Below are 22,132 nucleotides of genomic sequence, written 5' to 3' on the forward strand. Positions count from 1 at the left end.
AGACGGTTTGCTGCCGCGAATATGTAGTATTGCAGGGAGGGACGGCGGATGCCGCACTATGCGATGATGGTCAATCTGGAACGTAAACGTTGCGTCGTAGTCGGTGGCGGACAGGTCGCAGAACGGAAAATCGCCAGTCTGCTTGCCGCTGGCGCGGATGTCTGCGTCGTCAGTCCCACCTGTACAGAAGCGATTCACGCCTGGGGGCAAGCGGGCAGGCTGACGCTTTGGCAGCGACCGTTTGCTTCCGCTGATGTTTCTTCTGCTGTGCTCGTTGTCGCTGCGACCAGCGATTCTGCGGTCAATCTGGCTGTCTACGAAGCGTGTCAGCAAGCCGGGTGCCCGTGGATCAATGTAGTGGATCGTCCCGACCTGTGCTCGTTTACGGTTCCGTCCGTAGTCGAGCGCGGCGACCTGACTGTGGCCATCTCGACAGGGGGCAACAATCCGGGCTTGGCGAAAAAACTGCGCCGCCAGCTGGAAGCGTGGATCGGGCCTGAGTACGAAGACTACACGCGCTTTTTGGGAACGATGCGCAAACGGGTGCTCGCGCTGGACGAACTGGACGCTGCAGGCAAACGAGCCGTTTTGGCCGAGCTTTTGGATGACCGTTTCCTGGAATGGACCCGCAGCGGGGAGATCGAGCGAAGGGATCGGGAGGCAGAGGCGGTTGTAGCTGAATGGCTGGGCTGTGATCGATCATAGGCAAAAAAGGAACAACCTAAGTCTGATCGGGATGTCGACTTAGGTTGTTTCTTTTTGTGCGCGATCCGCGATGAGAAGCAGGCAGCTTAGCTCGTCCGAAAAAGGCAAGGAGGGATGCAGTGTTACTTTCAGACGTCCCAGCCCTCGTTCTTTGGCGTCCTGTAGCTGCCTGGCTATGTAGCTTTTGATCCAGTCTTCACCCGGCGCGTCATAAATTTGGCTGAAATTGCTGGAATACATGTCTGAAATGTTCTCGTCCCGGTAGTGATGAACGTGGGGCACGGTCGTGCGTTTCGAGAAGGAGCAGTCAAAGCTCTCTTGCAACGCAAAAATTTGCTGAAGCATTCCATTATTCTCCTTTTCCTGATATGGTGATAGTTGGTACGTATACCCTCTAGCGTAAGTCATTTTTTTCAGGGAGGAAACCTCTTTGTGGGATGCTGTTCAAATCGGCCCGTTTTTATTGAAAATGAGCACCTTGGCCGTCATCGTTTCCATTGCGACGGGCTTTCTTGCAATCACGTTTCTTGTCAAAAAAGACAGGGCGACAAGAGGGGCGCTCACGGAGCTGCTAAGCAACGCCGTTCTCCTCGGCTTTTTGGTTTGGAAGTTCAGCTATGCGCTGTTTCATCTGGACCAAGTCGTGCAAAATCCTTCGTCGCTTTTGTATTTTTCCGGCGGCGAGCGTGGAGCCTGGCTGGCGGCGCTTGCTGTGCTGGTATATTTTTCGCTGCGTCTGCGCAAAAAATCGGTTCCGGTCGACCTCGTGGCCTGGGCGGTGGCTACTGGTTCGTTGGCTGCGACAGGCATGTATCAGCTATTGACGGTGCTGCTTGAACAAAGCGGCTTTTTGTACGATGTTCAGCAGATCGTTTTATGCCTGTTGTTCCTTGTCTGGCTCCAACGCGCGCGAAAACAGCTGAACGAGCTGGCTGTCTGGCTTATGCTGCTGATGTGGTTTGCGATTGGACAAGTGTACGTGCAGTTTTACGTTCAACCGCGCGAAGCCGCCTTCGCGGGACTTTCCTCCGAGCAGCTTGTCTACTACGGGTGCGCGCTGTTGCTGCTCTTTTTGTCCAGACGCATGACCAAACGGAAAGGTGAGAACGCAGATGAAGTTTAATCAAATAGCGGCGTTTGTCGTGTTGATCGGCTTGCTGGCGTGGGGAATTGTCGATGCCTCGATCCTGTCGCCAAAAGGGAAAAATGCCGCGACGAGCGGGCCGGGGGCGACTAGCACAGCGCAGGTCGGCACGGAAAAAGGAAACGCGGCTCCCGATTTTGAACTGCAACAGCTGGACGGCAAGAAAGTAAAGCTGTCCGATTTTCGCGGGAAAAAAGTGATCGTCAATTTGTGGGCTACCTGGTGTCCGCCTTGTCGGGCAGAAATTCCCGACATGCAGCAATACTATGAAGCAAACAAAGACAACGATGTCGTCATTTTGGGCGTAAACTTGACGACGACGGAAACAAAACCGGAAGATGTCGGCGTGTTCGTAAAAGCGTACGGCATGACGTTCCCTGTCCTGCTGGATGAAGACAAGCAAGTCACCAACGAGTACAAGGCGATCTCGATTCCGACCAGCTACATTATTGATTCGAATGGCATCGTCCAGCACAAGTACATCGGGCCGATGAGCTACGAATGGATGGAGGAGACGCTGGCAGCGATTCAGTGAGGAAGCATGGGGGCGGAAAGCGGCGAGCACGATGATGGACGGAACGGACGAAAAAGGCAGCCTGTACACGCAGCGGCTGCCTTGAATCACCTATCAATACACTATGAATCGGACTGGTTTGCAGGAGGCTGCTTGACACTGCCGCGCTCCAGTGGAAGGACGGCATTCAGCAACTGGTAGATGCGCTTTGATTCTTTCGTCAGCAAAGGGCCTAAAATGGCGAGAATCAGCACGTACAAAGCTGCGAACGGCTGGAGAATATCCATGAGTGCGCCCGCTTTTCCCAGATTAGCCATGATGATGGAAAACTCACCGCGTGAAACGATTGTCAGTCCAATGTTGGTGGAAGCTTTGGGCGGCAGCCCGGCGCTGCGTCCTGCCAAAAGTCCGGCAGCGACGTTTCCGATGAGGGTGATGACGACCGCAGCGATGGACAGCCAGACGGCTCCCCCCAATGACAGAGGATCAATCGTTAAACCGAAGCTGAAGAAAAACATGGCGCCGAAAAAGTCGCGAAATGGCAGTATCAGATGTTCGATGCGTTTCATATGTTGTGTTTCTGCTAATACGAGCCCCACGAGCAGCGCGCCGATGGCTTCAGCTACATGGATTGTCTCGGAAAAACCCGCAATCAAAAACAGGGCGGCAAACACCGTAATCATGAACACTTCGTTTGATTTGATGTTTAGCGCGCGATTCAAAAAAGGGACGAGCCTGCGGCCTACGACGATGAGCAGGAGCATGTAGCCGAGAGCAATCAGAGCGGAGGAAACCACGCCTCCGAGAGAAGTTGCTCCGCTGAGGACAAGCCCCGATACGATCGAGATGTACACTGCCAAAAAGATGTCCTCGAACATGATGATCCCAAGAATCATCTCGGTTTCGCGATTGGCTGTCCGTTTGAGATCGACCAGGACTTTGGCGACGATGGCGCTGGACGAAATCGTAGTGATTCCGGCGATGATCAGCACTTCTTTCAGCGGAAAGCCGCAGACCCAGCCAAACAGCACGCCGAGAGTAAAGTTAATGGCGATGTAGATCGTCCCGCCGATCGCGATAGAGCGTCCGGCCTTGATCAGACGCCCTACCGAAAACTCAAGGCCGAGGTAAAACAGCAGGAAAAGCACCCCGACTCTGCCCATAAATTCGATGAGCGGCGCACTGTCGATAAAGCGCAGATCGAACAGGCCGATATCGGGGGCGTGCGGACCGACGACCATCCCGACCAAAATGTAAAAGGGAACGATGGAGAACTTCAACTTGATGGAGAGGAAGCCGGCGATGGCAATCAGAGCGAGCGCCAGGCCGACTTCAAACACGATGTGCTCCAAGGTCAATCACCCCCGTTGCTGAGAATAGTCTTGAGCGCTTTCACCTGCTTTCGTTCACCTGCTACTACGAGGGTGGAGCTTGCACGAAGCACATACTCCGGTCCCGGATTGATCGTTTGTGTGTGGTCTTTTTCAATGACAGCGATGATCGTGGCACCCGTCTCCTGACGCACGTCCAGCTCGCCGATCGTCTTGCCGACGGCGCGTGAGCCAGCGTCGATTTTGTACCATTCGATCATAAGCTTGTCCAAAGCGACCTCAACTGTTTCCAGAGCGGTCGGCGTGTACGTCAGGCCGCCGACAATCGCTGCAATTTGCCGCGCCTCGTCGTCATCCAGCGTAACCATCGAGATGTTCTCATCCGGATCTTCGCGGTCAAAATGGTACATTTCCCGGCGGCCGTCATCGTGAATGACGATGACCAGCTTGTCGCCGCCTTTTGTTTCTACCTGATATTTTCTGCCGATTCCCGGCAAATCCGTCTCGCGAATCGAGAACATGCAACAACCTCCTTCTACGTCTGCCCATATGTATATAGGTAATCACTCTTATGCACGAAAGAGCGCCCTGCATGTCGCGCAAGATCATTTGGAATTATAACCATTCCGGTGTTACTTTAGTAATAATTCCGGATCATCCTTGGAAGCATTGTCGACATACGTACCCATTATCCATTATTATACACGAAGCGGCTTTCCCTTTTTGGCATAACCGAAACAAATTCGCATAGATTTGACACATTTTTTAAGGGTGATGAAGCGTGGCTAACAAGCAATATCGTTTGACAGAAGCAGAGTGGAACTTTATTTCGGACATGCGCTCCATGGAGATGGATGAGCTGCTGGACATTGTCATCGCTCTGCGCAATGAAGTGCGAGAGCTGGAAAAGAAAGCGGAAATCATCCGCGAACGGGAAAAAGAAGGCTGGGAAGCCGAATACCAGGCTGCCAAGAAGCGAATCAATCACCTTCGCCAGTTTGAGCAAGACTTGCGCAAGACGTGGCCGCATGATTAACCAGGCAGCCCGGCATGGCTGGCGCTTGCCAAAAGCATCCATAAGGAAACAGCAGAACCTGCGATCAGCGGGTTCTTTTTTTGTCTGATGGAATAAACCTGGAGGTGCGAAACAGGATGTCTCCGGAATTTGGCAAGGAAAAAATGCGATGTTGACATACTCTCGACACGATCAATAGGTAAAGTAAGTTATGTACATAGCGACATGATAGGAAAAAGACAACCGGGAGAAGGAGGACTTTTCATGTTCAAAAAACAGTATCTAGCAGTTTTCTCAGCGGTGGTTCTTGCGACGAGCTTGCTGCCGACTGGCTCTCAGGCAGCGACTGGAACAAAAAACTTGCAGGCAAAGTACAACAATATCAAGGTCTTGTATAATGGTGCTACTGTTCCGACTACGATCGAACCATTTATCGTAAACGGAACCACTTACATCCCGCTTCGCATGATGGCAGGCGTGTTCAACAAGGAAGTCGAGTGGAATGGCACGTCCTACACCATCACGGTAAAAGATCAGGCAGATGCGCAGCATGCAGCCGAGTTGTCCGCGCGTGACGCCCAGATTCGCACCTTGCAAAGCAAGATCGACACGCTGAACCAACAAATCTCTGATCTGGAAGACGATTTGGACGATGCGAAAAACAAAGACGATGACGACGATGTAGATGACCGTATGGACGATCTGGAGGATGCCCTGAATGACGACTACGGAGATTTCCGTGGCGTTGAATGGGATATCACCCTGAGCGGCGACGAGGATGACATCGACGTAGAAATCGCGCTTGACTTCGATGAGTACGAGGATGAACTGGATCAATCGGACTTCGAAGACCTCGTGGAAAATGTCATCGAAGACATTTGGGATGAGTTTGAAGACGCTGACGTAACAGGCGAAATCGTAGACTCCAGCAACAACGACAAAACGGAATACGACTTTGATGGCGATGCCAGCGATGAAGAAATCAGCTTCGAAGACGATGTTATCAACTAATCTTTTCTAAAGAAAAGCCTTGCTTCCCGAAAAATGGGGCAAGGCTTTTTTCCTATTTTCCAAAAACCGCAAATCCAAATATAAAAAGAAAGAGGTAAACTGATAGTATTAGGAGTACGTATTGGAAAGAGAGGAACCATGCGAGCAATCGCGAATGGGAGAAAAGGGAGCCTATGAAAAGCATTTTGTTGGTAGAAGATGAACTGGTAATCTCGCGCGTTTTGAAGGCGTACCTGCAAAAGGAAGGCCATCAGGTCTGGCAAGCTGACGATGGAATCGCCGCCATTCGGCTGTTTGACGAGAAAAAGCCGGATCTCGTTCTTTTGGATGTCATGCTTCCGGAGCGAAGCGGCTGGGAGATTTTACAGTATATTCGCGAAAAGAGCGCCTGTCCGGTGATCATTTTGACTGCGCTGGGGCAGACTGATCAAAAGCTGAAAGGGCTGAACCAGGGAGCCGATGACTATATAACGAAACCGTTTGTCGCTGAGGAAGTAGTGGCGCGGGTCAATGCTGTGCTGCGGCGGTCGGCGATTTTGGTAAAAGATCAGGAGACGCGCTTTTTCGGCAGTCTGAGAATCAACTTCCAGTCTCACCACGTAACCTTGCATGGACTGGAGCTGGTGTTTCATCCTCGCGATCTGTCGCTGCTGCTGTTTTTGGCCCAAAATCCGAATCAGACGTTCACGCGGGAACAATTGATAGATCAAGTGTGGGGAATCGACTTTGCAGGCAGCGATCGCGCTGTGGACCTCGCTATCAAGCGAGTGAGAAAAACATTGGAGAACTGGCCTGCCCAAGAAGGCGAGATCAAGACGCTCCGAGGGGTGGGGTATCAGTTCTGTGTTTACTAAAAAAAACGAGCCTGTCTCACTGCTGCGCTACTGGACGACGCGCTACCTGCTGACGTTGGTAGTAGGACTGCTCATCGTCGGAGCGGTTTCCGCCTACTGGATCAAATACGCCGCCGTGGAGAAGCAGATTGAAGTGACCAAGCTGTTCGCCGAAGAAGTAGCGGATCGGGTCGTAGACGACGATGGCAACATTTTGGTAGGCGGCAAGCTTCATCAGACGCTGGACAATCGGCGAAAATTTATGGGGGTGGATCGCAACCTCGTTTTGTTCATCAAAGACAAGCAGGGCGAAGTGATCTACAGCCGACCGGGGATGGGCATGCTCCCTCCCGAAATTCAGAAGGTGCTTCCCGGTTTGCTCCAGCAAGCAGACGAGGCAGACAAAATTCGGCAACCGACAGGAGATACGCTGTACGTCATCAGGAAAAATTTGGAATATAATGACAGCGTAATCGGGAAGGTCATTTTGCTGTTTCCGGAAACAGACATCAAGATCGGCAGGGAGCAGCTACAGTATTTGGTCATCATGCTCGGCAGTCTCGGCGTGCTCGGTTGGGCCGTCATCTACTTCCATTCCAGAAGGTTGTCTGAGCCGATTCAAAATGTCGTGCTGTCTGCGCGCAAAATCGTGGAAGGCAACTACGATGTGACGATTACGAAGCCGATCAAGGAGCGGGAAATTCACGAGCTGGTGTATACTTTCAAGGAGATGGCGGATCGGCTTCGTCAACTGGAAAGCATGCGCACGGAGCTGTTGGCAGGTGTGACCCACGAGTTGAAGACTCCCGTCACTTCGATTAGCGGATTGGTGCAGGCGGTTAACGACGAGGTCGTTTCGGGAGCCGAGCAGAAAGAATTTCTGGAGATTTGCCTGCGTGAAACAAAACGGCTGCAAAAAATGGTCGAAGACTTGCTCGATTTCAACTCGTTTGCGGTCGGAGCCATTACAGTCCAGCAAGAAGAGCAAAACATCAGCAAGCTGGTCAAAGAAATCGCTTCGCAATGGCGAATCGTCCAGGAGCTGGAAGGAATCGTGTTTGAGATCGTCGTCCCGGAAAAGCAACTGCTGCTGTTTGTTGACTCTGGCCGCGTTCAGCAAATCTTGACGAATTTGTTGAACAACGCAAGACAGGCAGTAGGCAAAGCAGGCGCGCGCGGGAACATCCAATTGGTGATGTACGAGACAGAGCACGCGGTGTGCATCGATGTAAAAGACAATGGCAACGGGATTCCCGTTGAGGAGCAGCCGCTCGTTTTCGAGCGCTTTTTTCGGGGCAGCAACAAAAAAGACAAAGTGCGCGGATTGGGATTGGGGCTGTCCTACTCCCGTCTGATGGCAAAAGCGCTCGGCGGGGAGCTGGTGCTTGCATCCAGCAGTGAGCAAGGCTCCGTTTTTACCCTTGCATTGCCATTGCCCAAGCGAGCGGAGGCAGGCGCAAGCGAGCACGAGACTGGGGGTGGCAAGCGGATATGATCGATTACGAAGCCATTTTGGGGGCGCTTTTTGATATCGTGCACGTCACCGACGAAAAGGGACGGACACTGTATTGCTCCGGGCGCTACGAGGAATTTTTCGGGATTGACCCGCAGGAAATGATCGGGAAGCCTATCGAGGAATTTTATCATTTGGGCTATTTTTCTCCGACCATCACGATGCGGGTCATTCGCGACAGAAAAAAGGTGCATACGATTCAGACGACGCGCAACAACCGTAGATTGCTGGTCGAAGGCACTCCGCTGTGGGATGCGAACGGGGAGTTTTGCGGAGTCGTCAACACGTCGCTTGATATTACCGATCAGGAGCAGCTACAGCAGGTGCAGAACGAGAGGAAGTACGTCGGCGGCATTTTGCAAAGCGAGATGACCAAGGAGAACAGCAGGAAAAAAAGCAAAACGAACCTGATCTACCGCAGCCAGTCGATGGAGCAGGTGACCACGATGGCAGAAAAGCTGGCGCAGGTCGAGTCGTCGATGATTTTGCTTGGAGAGTCAGGCGTTGGCAAGGGCGTCCTGGCGAAATACATACACGAGTGCAGTCCGCGCTCAGGGAAGCCTTTTATCCACATCAACTGTGGCGCGATCCCCGAGACTTTGCTGGAGTCCGAGCTGTTCGGGTACGAAAAAGGCGCGTTTACCGGAGCGGACAAGGACGGCAAAGCAGGCTTGATCGAAAAGGCGAACGGCGGCACGCTGTTTTTGGATGAAATCGGCGAAATGCCGCTATCTTTGCAAGTCAAACTGCTCAATGTGCTGCAGGAAAAAACGATTACGCCTGTCGGCAGTGCGGTCCCGCGAAAAGTCGACGTCAAGCTGATTACCGCCACCAACCAAAATTTGCGGCAGATGGTCAAAGAGGGCAGATTTCGCGAGGATTTGTACTACCGGATTCACGTCGTGCCGCTGGAGATTCCGCCATTGCGGGAACGCCGCGAAGAAATTCCGGTGCTCGTCCATTACTTTCTCCATGTTTTTTCGGAAAAATATTGTTTGGACAGACGGCTGGCCGATGTGTGCTACCGGATTCTTGCGGAGTACGATTGGCCTGGCAATGTGCGTGAATTGGAAAATGTAGTGGAGCGGCTTGTCGTGACTTCACCGGACGTCCTCATCACGCCGAGTCAAATTCCGCGCTATATCCACGGCCACGAGGGCAGCCCTTCAGGGGGAATCAAAGTGGAGCGGGTGATGCAGATGCAGGAGGCGATGGAGGAAGTGGAGCGGCAATTGCTTGAGCGCGCCTACGAGCAGCATAAGACGACGACAAAAGTAGCGGAAGTGCTTGGCATCAGCCAGCCGTCAGCGAGCCGGAAGCTGCGAAAATGGCTATTCACGCGTGAATAAACGCTATTCAACTGCGAATAGCACGCGAGCCGATGATTTTCGCTTTTAGCGACTCCGATATGCAGCGGTGAATAGAGGAGGAGCGGATCGCGAGCAGCCAACGTATTGGCATTGTTTTTGCAATATTACGAAAGTCATCAACAGCATAGTGGCAGCGTACGTGGAGCGTGCCAAGTTGCATGCAACAGGAAGCTGTGAACGGGATCAATCATCGTAAAAGGGAGACGGGTCGGATGAACAAAGGAAAAGCGTTGCGTGCAGGAGATACGATCGGACTGGTTGCCACTTCAAGTCCGGCTACGGAAGAAATGTTGAACAAAGCGATTGCCGGGCTTGTGGAGCTTGGCTTCAAGGTAAAAGTCGGGGAAACGTGCTATGAGACGTACGGCGGGTATTTGGCCGGGACGCCGCTGCAGCGGGCTGGCGAGCTGAACGCGATGTTTGCCGATGACGAAGTGGACGGAATCATGTGCATGCGTGGCGGATACGGGGCGCCGCAAATTTTGCCGATGCTCGATTACGACCTGATTGCGCAAAATCCGAAGCTGTTTGTCGGCTACAGCGACATTACAGCGCTGCACACCGCTTTTGGGCAGCAGGCCGGGCTTGCGACTTTGCACGGCCCGATGGCGACTTCCGATATTGCACACGGGCTGGATGACTGGTCCAAACAGTATTTGCTGCGGGCGATGACGCGACCGGAGCCGCTCGGACCGATCATCAATCCGCCGGGAGAGGACGTTGTCTGTCTCGTAGAAGGGCAAGCGTACGGGCCGATTGTCGGCGGCAATCTCGCTTTGATCGCCACTTTGATGGGCACGCCTTATCAGCTGGATACGCGAGGAAAAATCTTGTTTCTGGAAGATATCGACGAGGAGCCGTACCGCATCGATCGCATGCTGACACAGATGGCGCTCGGCGGGCTGTTCAACGATTGCGCGGGCGTGGTCATCGGTACGTGGACCAACTGCGAGCCGAAAAAACGCGAAGGCTTTTCCGTGTGGGACGTCTTCCAAAACATTGTCGTGCCGTACGGGAAGCCGACCATCTGGAACGTGCAAATCGGGCACGGCGCTTTCAACATGGCTCTGCCTTTTGGCGTGGAGGCTACGCTTGACGCAACGCACGGGGTGTTGGCGATTGAGGAGAGTGTGACGGTATGAGTACAGGGCTAAACGAAGCGTTGCTGCAACGTGCACAAGAGCTGCTTCCGTGGCTGACGGAGGTTCGACGCGATTTTCACCGATATCCCGAGTTCGGGATGGAGGAGTTCCGTACCCAGGAAAAAATCAGCGCCTACTTGAACGAACTGGGCATTCCGCATGAAAAAGTGGCGGGCACAGGTATCGTCGGAATAATCGAAGGAGCGCATCCGGGTGGTGTTGTCGGGCTTCGCGGCGATATGGATGCCTTGCCGATTTTCGAGGAAAACGCGGTGGAGTACCGCTCCCAGATCGAGGGCCGGATGCATGCCTGCGGTCACGATGCCCACATGACATGCTTGCTTGGCGCAGCGCGGCTGCTCGTAGCGCAGAAGCATCAACTGGCAGGCAGCGTGAAGCTGTTTTTCCAGCCAGCAGAAGAGACGGTAGGCGGGGCGTTGCCGATGATTCGCGAAGGCGTGCTGGACAACCCGCGTGTGGACGCCGTCTTTGGCTTGCACGTATCCCCGGAGCTTGCCGTCGGCAGCATCGCGGTCAAATACGGACAAATGAACGCCGCGTCTGACGATGTACACATCGTCGTCAGGGGAGAAAACGGGCACGGCGCCTATCCGCACAACGGAAGAGACGCGATTGTGATCGCCGCCCACGTCATCACCGCTCTGCAAACGATTGTCAGCCGAAACGTCGATCCGCGCGACTCGGCGGTGCTGTCGCTCGGCATGATTTCCGGCGGGACGGCGAGCAACGTGATCGCTTCGGAAGTGAAGCTGACCGGAACGATTCGGACGCTGGACAAAAAAGTCAGGACGATGGTGAAGGAGCGCGTGCGCGAGGTGGCAGAGCTTGCGGCGCGAAGCCTCGGCGGGGCGGCTGAGGTCGTGTTTGAGGAAGGCTACACTTCCTTGATCAACGACAGCGCCATGGTTGACCTCGTGAAGCAGTGCGGCGAGCAACTGCTGGGAACCGACAAGGTTAAGGTGAATGAGCTGCCCAGTCTGGGCGTAGAGGACTTTGCCTTTTTTGCCGATCATGTTCCCAGTGCTTTTTACCACCTGGGCGTGCGCAATGAGCAGGCGGGCCTCGTTTATCCCGTTCACCACCCGCGCTTCGACCTCGATGAGCGCAGCCTGATGATCGGCGCAGCCATGCAAGCCTGTAACGCCATGACCTTTTTGCAAAAACAGGCGGCGCAACGCCAAGCAAAATAGCGAGGAAGCTGAATCCGTGGGACGGGTATAGGATATCGCGAGCGGCGGCACAATACAGACGCATATCTTTTTTAGGAAAGTGAAGAGAGGAGCGTCTTTCATGAGCATGACAATGAGTCGGCCCGTCACCGATGTGTTGAATAAGCAGGTTGCCAACTGGTCTGTGTTGTATGTGAAGCTGCACCATTTCCACTGGTATGTAAAAGGCCCGCATTTCTTCACGCTCCATGCCAAATTCGAGGAGCTGTACAACGAAGCCGCGACGTATGTGGACGACCTGGCTGAACGACTTCTCGCTGTCGGCGGCAAGCCTGTCTCGACCATGAAGTCCTGTATCGAGCAAGCTTCCATCAAGGAAGCGGCTGGCGGCGAGTCGGCCGATCAGATGGTGCAAGCAGTCGTGAGCGATTTCACGACATTGATCGGGGAGCTTGAAGAGGGCATCACGGCGGCGGAAGCGGCAAACGACGAAGCGACAGGCGACATGTTTTTGGGAATGAGTGAAAGCTTGCAAAAGCATGTCTGGATGCTGCAGGCGTACTTGGGAAAATAAACGAAAGCAGAAGCAAGCTGATGCCTTTGGTGTCAGCTTGTTTTTATATGAAAATATTTACAAAATAGCTGTAAGAAACAAGCAGATGTTGTATCTAACAGGAGAAGGAGGCGAGAAAGCTGAGGAATAAAGAGCTGCTATCGTCCATCTCGGTTCTCCATGCTACGGCGGAAGTCTCGTTGGAACAATTGGTTGATGACCATCTTTATCGCGTGTATCGCCTGTGTTGTTGGCTGGTCCAAGATCGGCTGGTTGCGGAAGATATCACGCAGGAAGTGTTTTTGCGTGCGTATCAGCATCTGCCGAACTTTCGGGGCGATAGTAAAGTCGAAACCTGGCTGTATCGGATTGCTGTCAATGAATGCAAAAGATATCGACGATCATGGTCATTCCGAAATTTGTTTTACCAGGCAGATCCGCTTGTTCCAGGGTTTACCGAATTGGAAGAGGAAGTCATGCAAAAAGAAGAATGGCGTCAATTGGTTACAACTGTATCCAAACTGCCCTATCGGCATCGGCAAATGCTGATTCTCTGCTATTTTGAAGAGCTTAGCGCGGAAGAGATCGCAGAGGTGCTTGGCATCTCGACTGGTGCGGTGTATACGCGATTGCATCGTGCCCGCGAAAAGCTAAAGGCACTTTTGCTAAAGGAGGGAGAGGATTGGACATAGAGAAAGGACTGCGCCTGTTGGCAAAGCGCGAGCAGAAGGCATTCAAGGCGGATGCAGAACACTTGAAGCAAATCGAACAAAACATTTTCGCCCAGGTAAAGGGAAGGAAAAAAAGCGGGTCAGGCCGGATCGCAGCCATTTTGGCGTGCTCGGTTCTCATTGCCGTGACAAGTGCAGGCGTTACGAGCGAGTTTGGCCAGGAGAGCAGCAAAAATTGGTCGCAGGAAAAAGAGAGCGTTCCAGTGAGCGATTATTTCGTTCAAAGGCAGCTGGAAAGCATGAAAGAGCTGCTGTGGGTATATGGAGGGGTGAACATCGAGAAAATGTCACGTTCACCACTGGACGGTGTCTTCCTCGATGCCAAAGAAGCGCTGCTGTTAGAAGACAAGCGCAGGAAGCTTCATGTCGTTTTGTTCCCGGAAGGCTATCAGGCAGACCAAATCAAGATCAAAGAAGACTTCACGCGCTCGCACGATATTACGTATACGTTTGAGAATGCCCGTTTGAAAGCAGAACGGCTGCCGCTGCGAGCCAGTGGGCCAACTTATGTGTATGCTTTTCAAAACATTCTTTTTTTGACGAACAACCTGGAATTTCAGGCAGATGTGAAGTATGCCTATGAACTTGCGCAAAAAAAAGCAGCGATGCTCCAATCTTTTTCTCTTGAGCCGTCTGCCTTTATTTACCTCAGCAATGACAAGCAGGGTCGTATCTACGCTGATTTGGGATGGAGGGAAGAGGTGTTAAAACAAATCGCTCGCCTCTCCATGCAACCAGTTTTCGAGAACAGGCCGTACAAAGGGAGCCTTCCTTCCGTATTTTTAGCAAGGCATAATCCTACCGCAATCGTGATTTACAATGACGGAAAGGGCAGCGATCAGTCTGTTCGCTACCGCTGGGTGGAGCAAACGAAAACCTGGGAATTGGAGGGAAAACAAAGCTTGCCAGCCAAAGACTTCGCGAAACAAGAAAGGTGATATTGCTGTGGGAATGTACTCATTTTCGCAGGGGGAAAGTGTCCGTGATTTGCTTCGGGACATCCCTCTTGTTCCCAAGAGCGGCATGCTAGTGTAAACTTACTTTGTGATGAAACAAAGAAAGCACTTTCATGATGGAAAGGATGTACATTCCCATGGCATCACCCTACGTTACTTTCAACCGCGAGCAGTGGAGAGCACTGCGTGCTTCCACACCGCTAACCATATCAGATGAAGAGCTCTCCTGTTTGCAGGGACTGAATGAAAATATATCCATGACCGAGGTCGCCGACATTTATTTGCCGTTGTCCCGACTGTTGAACTTGTATGTTGGCGGCATGCAGGAGCTGTATCAGGCTACGCATACGTTTTTGGGCAATCAGGACGGCAAGGTTCCGTTTATTATCGGGATTGCCGGCAGCGTCGCTGTAGGCAAAAGCACGACGGCCCGGATTTTGCAGACGCTCTTGTCGCGTTGGCCGAACCATCCCAAGGTCGATCTGGTCACGACAGACGGCTTCCTCTACCCGAACCGCGTCCTGGAAGAGCGGGGCATCATGAAGCGCAAAGGCTTCCCGGAGAGCTACGACCTGCGCCGTTTTATCAATTTTTTGGCTGATGTGAAATCCGGGTTGCCTGAAGTCAAGGCTCCTGTTTACTCCCATCTGGTCTACGACATCGTTCCGGGGGAATGGCAAACCGTTCGCCAGCCGGATATTCTGATTGTGGAAGGATTGAATGTTCTGCAACCGCCAAAAGGCGACGAGCCGCGCATATCGGAAGTCATCGTCTCCGATTTCTTCGATTATTCGATTTACGTGCATGCAGAAGAAAAAGACATTTTGGAATGGTACGTCGAGCGCTTCAAGTTGCTGCGGCAAACGGCGTTTTCCGATCCGAACTCGTATTTCAGACGGTATGCGAGCTTGTCCGACGAAGAAGCGACAGAAGTGGCGACAGGCATCTGGACGGAAATCAACGGGGCCAATTTGGTGCAAAACATTTTGCCGACGCGAGTCAGGGCGCAGCTCATTTTGAACAAAGGGCAAGATCACATGGTGCAAAGCGTCAAGCTGCGCAAACTGTAACGAAAAGCGAATCGCAACGGGAGGGATTGCTTGTGAAAGTGATCAGTGCGTGCCTGATCGGGTGTGAATGCCGTTATGACCAGAAATCGTGCCTGGACAGCGAGCTGGAACAACTGCTGAGGGAGGGCAAAGCAATCCCTGTCTGTCCTGAGCAGTTGGGTGGTCTGCCAACTCCCCGTCCGCCAGCGGAGATTGTCGGGGGCGACGGATACGATGTGCTGGATGGCCGGGCAAAAATTATCGACAACACAGGCCGCGACGTGACGGCCGAATTTTTGGCGGGAGCACAGCAGGCGCTCAGGCTGGCGACAACTGTCGGGGCAACTTCTGCCATTTTGAAGGAAAACAGTCCGTCCTGTGGCAGTTCGTTTGTGTACGACGGCCAATTTTCGGGGAAAAAGGTGTCGGGCATCGGCTTGACCGCCGCCTTGTTCCGCAGAAACGGGATAGAAGTCCGGTCGGAGCGGGACTAAAGCGAAACAGAAGAACAAAGCGGGTGGAGAAAACTTTTGCCTGCGATGCCATGAAAAGCCCGTGTACGCAGCGATTGCTCTGTACGCGGGCTTTTTGTGCTGGCTGACTCCTCATGAGCCATTCACGATTTTTCCAGCAAGCGCTCCAACTTTCTTTGCTGTTCCTTGCGCTGCTTTTTGACAAGCTGGTCTTCTTCTTTGAGCGCTTTTAGCAAGGAGTAGCACATCAAAACCATGATGACGGCAAAAGGCAGGGCAGCGACGATCGAGGCGGTTTGCAGCCCTTCCAATCCGCCGCTGAGCAACAGCACGACGGCAATGGCCGATTGCAGGATGCCCCACGTAATTTTGACGCGATTGGACGGATTCAGCTTGCCGTCCGACGACAGCATGCCCAGGACAAAAATAGCCGAGTCCGCCGAAGTGATAAAAAAGGTGATGACCAAAAGCGTTGCGACTACGGCCAAGATGTAGCCCATGGGAAGCTGCTCCAGAGCGAGAAACAGGGCAGTGGAAATATCGTTCTGCACAGCTTGCCCGATCTGGGCCTGATCAAAAATCTCCAGATGCAGCGCGGTTCCCCCAAACACGGAAAACCAGATGAAGCTGAGCAGGCTCGGCACGAGCATGACGCAGATGACGAACTCTTTGATTGTGCGCCCTTTGGAGACGCGGGCGATGAACATGCCGACAAACGGTGCCCAGGCAATCCACCAGGCCCAGTAAAACAGCGTCCAGTTCGCCACCCATGTTCCTTGCGTGAACGGGGTGAGTCTGAGGCTCATGGAGACAAGGTTGTTCAAGTAGCTGCCAAGGGTGCTTGTGAAAGTATCGAACAGAAACGAGGTCGGCCCCAGGACAAGCGTGAGGAAAAGCAAGGCCAATGCCAAAATCAGGTTGGTGTTGCTGAGGTACTTGATCCCTTTGTCCAGTCCGGTCGTTGCGGACACGAGAAACAGCACGGTAATGACTACGATAATGGCGATTTGCACGAACAAATTGGAAGGCACGCCGAACAAGTGGGTAAAGCCTCCGTTAATTTGCAGCGTGCCCAGCCCGAGGGAAGTGGCAACGCCAAAAGCAGTCGCAATGACAGCGAGCACATCAATGCCTTTGCCGATCGGGCCGTTTACTTTGTCGCCAAGCAGAGGGAGAAAAGTCGAGGAGATCAAGCCTTTTGCCCCTTTGCGGAACTGAAAGTAGGCGAGGGCAAGCGCAATGACGGCGTATATTCCCCACGGATGCAAGCCCCAGTGGAAAAAGGCGTAACGCAAGGCCGTCTGGGCGGCTTCGGTCGTTTGTCCGGTCACGCCCGCCGGGGGAGCAAAGTAGTGCGAGATCGGCTCTGCCACTCCCCAAAAAACAAGCCCGATGCCCATTCCGGCACTAAACAGCATGGCAAACCAGGTCGGCAAGGAATATTCCGGCTCGTCGTCATCGCCGCCGAGCGGAATTTGTCCATAGCGGCTAAACGCGAGAAACAGGCAAAAGATCAGAAAACCGAATGTGACGATCAAGTAAAACCAGCCAAAGTTCGTCGTGGTCATCTTCAGCACCTGCGCGGCTGCGCTGGCAAAAAGCTCCGGCGAGATAGCACCGAACAAGACGATCAGCACCACGATCACGATAGAAATGAAAAAGGTCATACGGTTCCTCCCGGGACAGGCAATATGGCGATAGTTTATCGTCCCGCGAGATTTCCGAGATTATTCCAATGAGATGGCATTAGACATACGGCAGCCTCTACGAAAACGTCTCAATGAACCGCTTGGCGGCTTTGGACAAATGCCGCCCGGATTGCCAGACGACAGCCGCGGACGAGTAAATAGAAGTTCCCGCGAGCTTGATTCCGCGGATTTGTTCGCTCTGATGCGTTTCCCAGGCGGAGATCGGGACGATCGACGAACCGACGGAAGCGGCGACCATGCTGACGATCAGCGAAATATCCGGACACTCGCAGATGACGTGCGGCTCCACGCCCAGCCGGGAAAATTCTTTCACGATCAGATCGTAGATGCCCAGCCCGGGAAGGCTTGGCATGATCAGCGGCAACTGGGCGATTTCACGCATGTGAATCTCGCTGCGATCTGCATAGGGCGAGTCTGCCGGGACGATCAGGACGAAAGCTTCCTCTTCCAGCGGAATCATGGTGCAGTTGTTGAGCGAGTGGGGCAGCCGGACGATGGCGACCTCAATCGTGCGCCGCTCCAGCCATTGATTGAGCAACTGGGTGTCGCCTTTCCAGACTTTATACGTAATGAGCGGGTATTTTTGCTGGAACAGGCGAATTTGCCCCGGCAGGCGATAGGCGGACAGAGCGCTCACCCCGATGGACAGCGTCCCGCGAATCCCTTCCCCCGTTTCTTTTACTTCGGACAAAGCTTCTTCCATTTGGTGCACGATATTCAGCGCCTGTCTGTACAGAGTGAGTCCGGCTTCCGTCAACTCCATCCGTTTTCCGGAGCGCTCCACCAGTACGACTCCCAGCTCGTCCTCCATTTGCTTGAGCTGCTGGCTCAGCGGCGGTTGGGCCATGTTCAGCCGCTTTGCCGCCCCCGTAATCTGCCCTTCTTCCGCGATCGCGATAAAGTAGCGTAACTGCCGTATATCCACGTAGCTTCCTTCTTTCTGTTGTCATCTATATGATTTCGATATGAAAAGCAGATTTTCTTGATATTTTTCATATTGTTGTCGCTATGATAGCATATTTTTTACGTGAAAGTTGGAGAAGACAACGAAGAAAGAAGGGAAATATACGTGCGTACGTGGCTGGAAAAACTTTTTCACTTGCGCGCTTGCGACACGACGTTTCAAAGGGAACTTATCGCCGGATTTATCGGCTTTGTCACCATTGTCTACATTGTTGCCGTAAACGCTTCGATTTTGCAGGATGCCGGAATACCGATGGAAGCGGGCATTCTCGCAACGGTACTGACCGCTTTTATCGGCTCGCTCTTGATGGCCTTCTGGGCGAATGCGCCGATTATTCTCGTCCCTGGGATGGGGATTAACGCGCTGTTCACTTATACGCTTTGCCAGTCGATGGGGCTGTCCTGGCAAGAAGCGCTGGCAGCCGTATTCGTTTCCGGGTTGATTTTTACCGTCATCGCCTTTACCCGGGTGGCGACGATTTTGTCCAATGCGATTCCTACGTCGCTGAAAGAAGCGATCACCGTGGGCATCGGTCTGTTTTTGACCTTTATCGGGCTGCAAAAAGGCGGCCTGATCGTCACCAACCCGTCCACATTCGTGGCGCTCGGCGATTTGTCCAGCCCGCATGTGGTAGTGACACTGGTCACGCTGTTGCTTACGCTGATCTTGTTCGTGCGCAATGTCCCGGGCAATTTTTTGATCGGGATTGCGGCGGGAACCGGATTGGGTTTCTTGCTCGGGGTTGTTTCGCCGGGTGAAGGCGGCAGCTTCTCGTTTGCGCAGTACGGGCAAGTTTTTGCTGGCATGTCGTTTTCCGCCATCTGGACTTTGCCATTCTGGATCGCCACTTTTTCGCTGGCAATGGTGATCGTGTTTGAAAATATCGGATTGCTGCACGGGCATACAGCGATGTTCGGCCAGCCGCAAAAGTTTCGCCGCTCCTTGCAAGCAAACGCCTTGTCGGCAGCCATCTCGGGGATTATGGGAACCAGCCCGACGGTCGCTACGGTTGAGACAGCCGCAGGTATCGCCGCAGGTGGGCGCACAGGCTTGACCACGCTCGTGACCGGAACGCTTCTGCTGTTCTCGCTCGGCCTGATTCCGGTCGTGAAAATGATCCCGGATGGCGCCGTTGCTCCTGTGTTGATCATCATCGGGGCGTTGATGCTGCAAAATGTGCAAAACATCAACCTGAAAGACTTTTCCGAGGGCTTCCCGGCCTTCCTGATCATCGCGATCATTCCGCTGTCCTACAGCATTGTCGACGGAATCGCTTTTGGCTTCGTGGCGTACCCGCTGATGAAGCTCGCGCTGGGCAAACGCCAGGAAGTGCCTGCTCTGCTCTACGTGATCGCCGGACTGTTTTTGCTCAACCTGATGCTGCCGATTTTGGCGTGAGACAACGATACCCTGACGTAAATAGTCGGGGTATTTTTTTGTCTCGTTTGGGCGTGATGAAAAATTGCCTTTTGATAAAGATGAAATTACATAAAAAAGAGAGCATGCCTGTGTTAAGAAGAGGTTTCTATACGATATTACTTATTTGTGATATAATTTTAAAATGTAAATTTTATACAAAAATAGAAAGCGGGTAGATTCTAATGAGAAAAATTATTTTAGTTTTTCTGATTATTATTGCTGTTGTCTTAGGATTGCTTGCTAGAGATTTGTATAACTATAATTCTGCTACTGAAGCATTAAAAAAGATAAAAGTTGAGTATGAGGAAGATGGAACTACGATTAATGAAAGGGATAAAATAAGCATAAATTTAAAAATATCAGGAGTACCTCAAACAGGAGAGACCAAAATAATTATTCATGCAGACAATAGGTACTTAGAATTAGCTCCAGAGAGTTTCAAGCAAGCCGAAGGAGTCAGTTTTGAAGGGATGAAAGGAGGATATGAAGAGTCTGTATTTTCAGTTAGTCATGATGTGGAAATTCGATTGACATACTGGAAGAAAGGAAATAACTCTGCTCCACTCACCTCAGTTTATTCTTCCTTTGTGACAGAAGTGGATAACTACATTCTGAGCGATACAATTCTTTTTAGTGATATGTATCCATTTTCCTATTAAAAAAGTTACATAACTTAAATAAAAGAAGCTAAAAGCAAAAATAGCGGTTAGGTTATATAGCCTAACCGCTATTTTTGTGCAAATAAGATTATTTAATTATTTTAATCGTGTAGTAATCACTATGCGTTATTTCTGTATAATAATTGAGTAGTAGAGAATAGGAGTTGTATTTTGATCTGTATTTAAAATAACCATTAAAATTAACTTTTTTGCTTCCAGTGCTTATTGAAGAGGGCGTATCCATAAAATATTTTACAACAAAACCTGGAGCGGATTTAGGATTAACATCAAATTTTCTTTCATCTAGGTAACCAGAAGGGGAATAGGCTGAATTCCATGTTAATTTGTAGAGTAAGTTATCTGTACCTGATCCTGTTATTGTAACATCGTGAGCTCTCACAGTAATAAATTGTGTACCCACGTATTGTCCTAAGTACATTGGGATTTGGAACTCTGTTGTTGAATTGCTAATTGGCTCTACAGTGTTAAATACAAGAGGCGCATTAGTGTATACTCTTGTTCTGAAATCAACAATATCATGGTATCCAGTGTAATCAATCCCTTCTTTTTTTAATTTTGTTTCAATGTCCTTAATTTTTGTACCCCATCTAAATGCGTAATTATTACCAGCGTCTATATGTGTTGTCTCAGGCCCTTGAATTAAGTATCTATAGCCTTTTCCAGACCCACCTTGTAAATCGCTATAATAGGAGTCTTCTTCACTAAAAGATTTTAGAGCATTATTAGATAAGCTAAGTACAATAGGTTTTCTTTCTGTTTCAATTCTATATTTTTTTATCTCAGAAGAATTTCCATCAAATATAAAAGTATTTGCATTTATTGGTTCTTCATTGTTTTCCAAGTATTCATAGATGTTAATGGTTGATTTATAGTCATTGTCTGATACTTTTTCTACTATTGCTTCAAATTGAATCAAGTCATTATTAGAATCTTTTCCAATAAAATAGTAAGCTTGATCTTCAGACAATACTTTATCTAATTCTCCTATTAAATTGTAGGAAATCCCTTGTTCTAAATTCTTAATCTTGGCTGAAAACAATTTTTCATTCACGTTAAACATTCCTTTTACATCTACACCGTGTTTTTCAGTTGTTATTTCTTCCCCTGTTGCTTCATTGTACTCCGTTTCTGAAGTGATTGACTCAAGGTGACCTACTGTCCTTATATTGAAATTTTTTTCTGCTGCCATACCACTAGGTGTAACCACTAAGGAAGATACAAGAGCAAAAGCTATAACTAAACTACTTATTTTTTTCATACTTATTACCTCCTTTATAATAAGTGAAATATTACCATTAATTATTTTTGTTGTAAAATATTGTTTAGGAGTTCATTTCCAATTATTAATATTTTGAAACTTTTACTTTGGCTTTCATACGTCTCTTAATAGCTATCTTTAAAATAAATAGGGTGCATAGTTTTCTAAAGCGTTTTTCATAGATGAGTCTTTGACAGGTTCTTGAGACCTTTGGTATCAAGGGCTAGAAAAGCATAAAAAAGACTTCACCTTCTTGGAGGTTTTCAAGCGACCAAGCACGAAAACTTCGAGAAAGGTGAAGTCACTTGTGCCAATACGTAAAAGAATTAAGAAGCATTCCCCCCAAGGTGCAACGGGGCACAGCCGCGAAGCGATTTTACGGGCTTTGTTGATGGCGCCGCGCGAAGGCACTTTTTAATTTATTGCCCTTCACCTGAGATTTATCAGTGATTTACGTTTGCGTTATCAATGTGGGTTTCCCATCGATCATCCGGTTCCATCCATTGCAACATTTAGATTTGAAATGGCGTACGCAGGCGACGACAGAAACGATCTCAAATTTCACTGCCCTC

The 22,132-nt window shown here is 50.9% G+C and carries 23 protein-coding genes; 17 read left to right on the forward strand and 6 right to left on the reverse strand.

The features are described 5' to 3' along the window. Positions 1-48 precede the first annotated feature (48 nt). A complete protein-coding gene (locus tag NST23_RS06205; protein ID WP_217021873.1) occupies positions 49-705 on the forward strand; it encodes a precorrin-2 dehydrogenase/sirohydrochlorin ferrochelatase family protein in 657 nt (218 codons plus the stop codon). A 39-nt stretch (positions 706-744) separates the two neighbouring features. Here NST23_RS06205 and NST23_RS06210 read toward each other — a convergent pair whose 3' ends face one another. Continuing rightward, complete coding sequence (locus tag NST23_RS06210; RefSeq protein WP_217021874.1) at positions 745-1,050, reverse strand: hypothetical protein; 306 nt, start codon at positions 1,048-1,050, stop codon at positions 745-747. An 85-nt stretch (positions 1,051-1,135) separates the two neighbouring features. Here NST23_RS06210 and NST23_RS06215 point away from each other — a divergent pair, with 85 nt between their 5' ends. Next, entirely contained in the window at positions 1,136-1,828 is a 693-nt protein-coding gene (locus NST23_RS06215) for a hypothetical protein (protein WP_122962818.1), read from the forward strand. Continuing rightward, complete coding sequence (locus NST23_RS06220) at positions 1,818-2,384, forward strand: peroxiredoxin family protein (RefSeq protein ID WP_173596052.1); 567 nt, start codon at positions 1,818-1,820, stop codon at positions 2,382-2,384. The genes NST23_RS06215 and NST23_RS06220 overlap by 11 nt, the downstream gene beginning before the upstream one ends. Before the next feature lie 101 nt (positions 2,385-2,485). Here the strand turns inward: NST23_RS06220 and NST23_RS06225 are convergent, their stop codons facing one another. Further along, complete coding sequence (locus NST23_RS06225; RefSeq protein ID WP_122962820.1) at positions 2,486-3,715, reverse strand: cation:proton antiporter; 1,230 nt, start codon at positions 3,713-3,715, stop codon at positions 2,486-2,488. A gap of 2 nt (positions 3,716-3,717) precedes the next feature. Continuing rightward, positions 3,718-4,215: a cation:proton antiporter regulatory subunit gene (locus NST23_RS06230; protein WP_173596053.1), complete on the reverse strand. Its 498-nt coding sequence runs from the start codon at positions 4,213-4,215 to the stop codon at positions 3,718-3,720. 260 nt (positions 4,216-4,475) lie between these two features. On the opposite strand from NST23_RS06230, the gene NST23_RS06235 reads away from it, so the two are divergent. The 12 genes from NST23_RS06235 (at position 4,476) to NST23_RS06290 (ending at position 15,551) form a co-directional block, all read left to right on the forward strand. After that, a complete protein-coding gene (locus tag NST23_RS06235) occupies positions 4,476-4,730 on the forward strand; it encodes a hypothetical protein (protein WP_063228359.1) in 255 nt (84 codons plus the stop codon). Positions 4,731-4,973: 243 nt separating this feature from the next. Continuing rightward, positions 4,974-5,720, forward strand: a complete 747-nt coding sequence (locus tag NST23_RS06240; RefSeq protein ID WP_122962822.1) for a stalk domain-containing protein — start codon at positions 4,974-4,976, stop codon at positions 5,718-5,720. A gap of 173 nt (positions 5,721-5,893) precedes the next feature. Beyond that, positions 5,894-6,574, forward strand: a complete 681-nt coding sequence (locus NST23_RS06245; RefSeq protein ID WP_122962823.1) for a response regulator transcription factor — start codon at positions 5,894-5,896, stop codon at positions 6,572-6,574. Beyond that, positions 6,564-8,048, forward strand: a complete 1,485-nt coding sequence (locus NST23_RS06250) for a HAMP domain-containing sensor histidine kinase (protein WP_122962824.1) — start codon at positions 6,564-6,566, stop codon at positions 8,046-8,048. The genes NST23_RS06245 and NST23_RS06250 overlap by 11 nt, the downstream gene beginning before the upstream one ends. Next, positions 8,045-9,415, forward strand: a complete 1,371-nt coding sequence (locus NST23_RS06255) for a sigma-54 interaction domain-containing protein (protein WP_122962825.1) — start codon at positions 8,045-8,047, stop codon at positions 9,413-9,415. Before NST23_RS06250 ends, NST23_RS06255 begins: the two co-directional genes overlap by 4 nt. Positions 9,416-9,648: 233 nt before the next feature. Continuing rightward, a complete protein-coding gene (locus NST23_RS06260; RefSeq protein ID WP_122962826.1) occupies positions 9,649-10,578 on the forward strand; it encodes a S66 peptidase family protein in 930 nt (309 codons plus the stop codon). Continuing rightward, positions 10,575-11,789 carry a M20 metallopeptidase family protein gene (locus tag NST23_RS06265; RefSeq protein WP_328140231.1) on the forward strand — a complete coding sequence of 405 codons (1,215 nt, stop codon included), beginning with the start codon at positions 10,575-10,577 and terminating at the stop codon, positions 11,787-11,789. The genes NST23_RS06260 and NST23_RS06265 overlap by 4 nt, the downstream gene beginning before the upstream one ends. 100 nt (positions 11,790-11,889) lie before the next feature. Further along, positions 11,890-12,342 carry a Dps family protein gene (locus NST23_RS06270; RefSeq protein ID WP_122962828.1) on the forward strand — a complete coding sequence of 151 codons (453 nt, stop codon included), beginning with the start codon at positions 11,890-11,892 and terminating at the stop codon, positions 12,340-12,342. Between the two features lie 179 nt (positions 12,343-12,521). Beyond that, positions 12,522-13,013 (forward strand): RNA polymerase sigma factor, encoded by a 492-nt coding sequence (locus tag NST23_RS06275; RefSeq protein WP_229049840.1) that lies wholly within the window; start codon positions 12,522-12,524, stop codon positions 13,011-13,013. Further along, a complete protein-coding gene (locus NST23_RS06280) occupies positions 13,004-13,990 on the forward strand; it encodes a hypothetical protein (protein ID WP_122962829.1) in 987 nt (328 codons plus the stop codon). Before NST23_RS06275 ends, NST23_RS06280 begins: the two co-directional genes overlap by 10 nt. A 155-nt stretch (positions 13,991-14,145) precedes the next feature. Next, positions 14,146-15,078, forward strand: a complete 933-nt coding sequence (gene coaA / locus NST23_RS06285; protein WP_229049841.1) for a type I pantothenate kinase — start codon at positions 14,146-14,148, stop codon at positions 15,076-15,078. Positions 15,079-15,110: 32 nt separating this feature from the next. After that, positions 15,111-15,551 (forward strand): DUF523 domain-containing protein, encoded by a 441-nt coding sequence (locus NST23_RS06290; RefSeq protein ID WP_287102239.1) that lies wholly within the window; start codon positions 15,111-15,113, stop codon positions 15,549-15,551. A gap of 122 nt (positions 15,552-15,673) precedes the next feature. On the opposite strand, the gene NST23_RS06295 is transcribed toward NST23_RS06290, so the two are convergent. Continuing rightward, positions 15,674-17,197: a glycine betaine uptake BCCT transporter gene (locus tag NST23_RS06295; RefSeq protein WP_173598456.1), complete on the reverse strand. Its 1,524-nt coding sequence runs from the start codon at positions 17,195-17,197 to the stop codon at positions 15,674-15,676. A gap of 97 nt (positions 17,198-17,294) precedes the next feature. Then, complete coding sequence (locus tag NST23_RS06300; RefSeq protein WP_173598455.1) at positions 17,295-18,164, reverse strand: LysR family transcriptional regulator; 870 nt, start codon at positions 18,162-18,164, stop codon at positions 17,295-17,297. Between the two features lie 144 nt (positions 18,165-18,308). Here NST23_RS06300 and NST23_RS06305 point away from each other — a divergent pair, with 144 nt between their 5' ends. Next, a complete protein-coding gene (locus NST23_RS06305; protein WP_122962833.1) occupies positions 18,309-19,601 on the forward strand; it encodes an NCS2 family permease in 1,293 nt (430 codons plus the stop codon). A 203-nt stretch (positions 19,602-19,804) separates the two neighbouring features. Continuing rightward, on the forward strand, positions 19,805-20,281 hold the full coding sequence (locus NST23_RS06310) for a hypothetical protein (RefSeq protein WP_122962834.1): 477 nt from the start codon (positions 19,805-19,807) through the stop codon (positions 20,279-20,281). Between the two features lie 88 nt (positions 20,282-20,369). Here the strand turns inward: NST23_RS06310 and NST23_RS06315 are convergent, their stop codons facing one another. Then, entirely contained in the window at positions 20,370-21,560 is a 1,191-nt protein-coding gene (locus NST23_RS06315) for a hypothetical protein (protein WP_340963337.1), read from the reverse strand. Between the last annotated feature and the right edge of the window lie 572 nt (positions 21,561-22,132).

It is taken from the genome of Brevibacillus sp. FSL K6-0770, from assembly GCF_038000275.1.
Taxonomy (GTDB): Bacteria; Bacillota; Bacilli; order Brevibacillales; family Brevibacillaceae; genus Brevibacillus; species Brevibacillus parabrevis.

What these genes read in the sequence shown, in the direction of transcription:
- NST23_RS06265 (WP_328140231.1), top strand. Translation starts at nt 10,575, where the DNA reads ATGAGTACAGGGCTAAACGAAGCGTTGCTGCAACGTGCACAAGAGCTG.
- NST23_RS06240 (WP_122962822.1), top strand. Translation starts at nt 4,974, where the DNA reads ATGTTCAAAAAACAGTATCTAGCAGTTTTCTCAGCGGTGGTTCTTGCG.
- NST23_RS06270 (WP_122962828.1), top strand. Translation starts at nt 11,890, where the DNA reads ATGAGCATGACAATGAGTCGGCCCGTCACCGATGTGTTGAATAAGCAG.
- NST23_RS06310 (WP_122962834.1), top strand. Translation starts at nt 19,805, where the DNA reads ATGAGAAAAATTATTTTAGTTTTTCTGATTATTATTGCTGTTGTCTTA.
- NST23_RS06205 (WP_217021873.1), top strand. Translation starts at nt 49, where the DNA reads ATGCCGCACTATGCGATGATGGTCAATCTGGAACGTAAACGTTGCGTC.
- NST23_RS06315 (WP_340963337.1), bottom strand. Translation starts at nt 21,560, where the DNA reads ATGAAAAAAATAAGTAGTTTAGTTATAGCTTTTGCTCTTGTATCTTCC.
- NST23_RS06220 (WP_173596052.1), top strand. Translation starts at nt 1,818, where the DNA reads ATGAAGTTTAATCAAATAGCGGCGTTTGTCGTGTTGATCGGCTTGCTG.
- NST23_RS06260 (WP_122962826.1), top strand. Translation starts at nt 9,649, where the DNA reads ATGAACAAAGGAAAAGCGTTGCGTGCAGGAGATACGATCGGACTGGTT.
- coaA (WP_229049841.1), top strand. Translation starts at nt 14,146, where the DNA reads ATGGCATCACCCTACGTTACTTTCAACCGCGAGCAGTGGAGAGCACTG.
- NST23_RS06230 (WP_173596053.1), bottom strand. Translation starts at nt 4,215, where the DNA reads ATGTTCTCGATTCGCGAGACGGATTTGCCGGGAATCGGCAGAAAATAT.
- NST23_RS06245 (WP_122962823.1), top strand. Translation starts at nt 5,894, where the DNA reads ATGAAAAGCATTTTGTTGGTAGAAGATGAACTGGTAATCTCGCGCGTT.
- NST23_RS06255 (WP_122962825.1), top strand. Translation starts at nt 8,045, where the DNA reads ATGATCGATTACGAAGCCATTTTGGGGGCGCTTTTTGATATCGTGCAC.
- NST23_RS06295 (WP_173598456.1), bottom strand. Translation starts at nt 17,197, where the DNA reads ATGACCTTTTTCATTTCTATCGTGATCGTGGTGCTGATCGTCTTGTTC.
- NST23_RS06210 (WP_217021874.1), bottom strand. Translation starts at nt 1,050, where the DNA reads ATGCTTCAGCAAATTTTTGCGTTGCAAGAGAGCTTTGACTGCTCCTTC.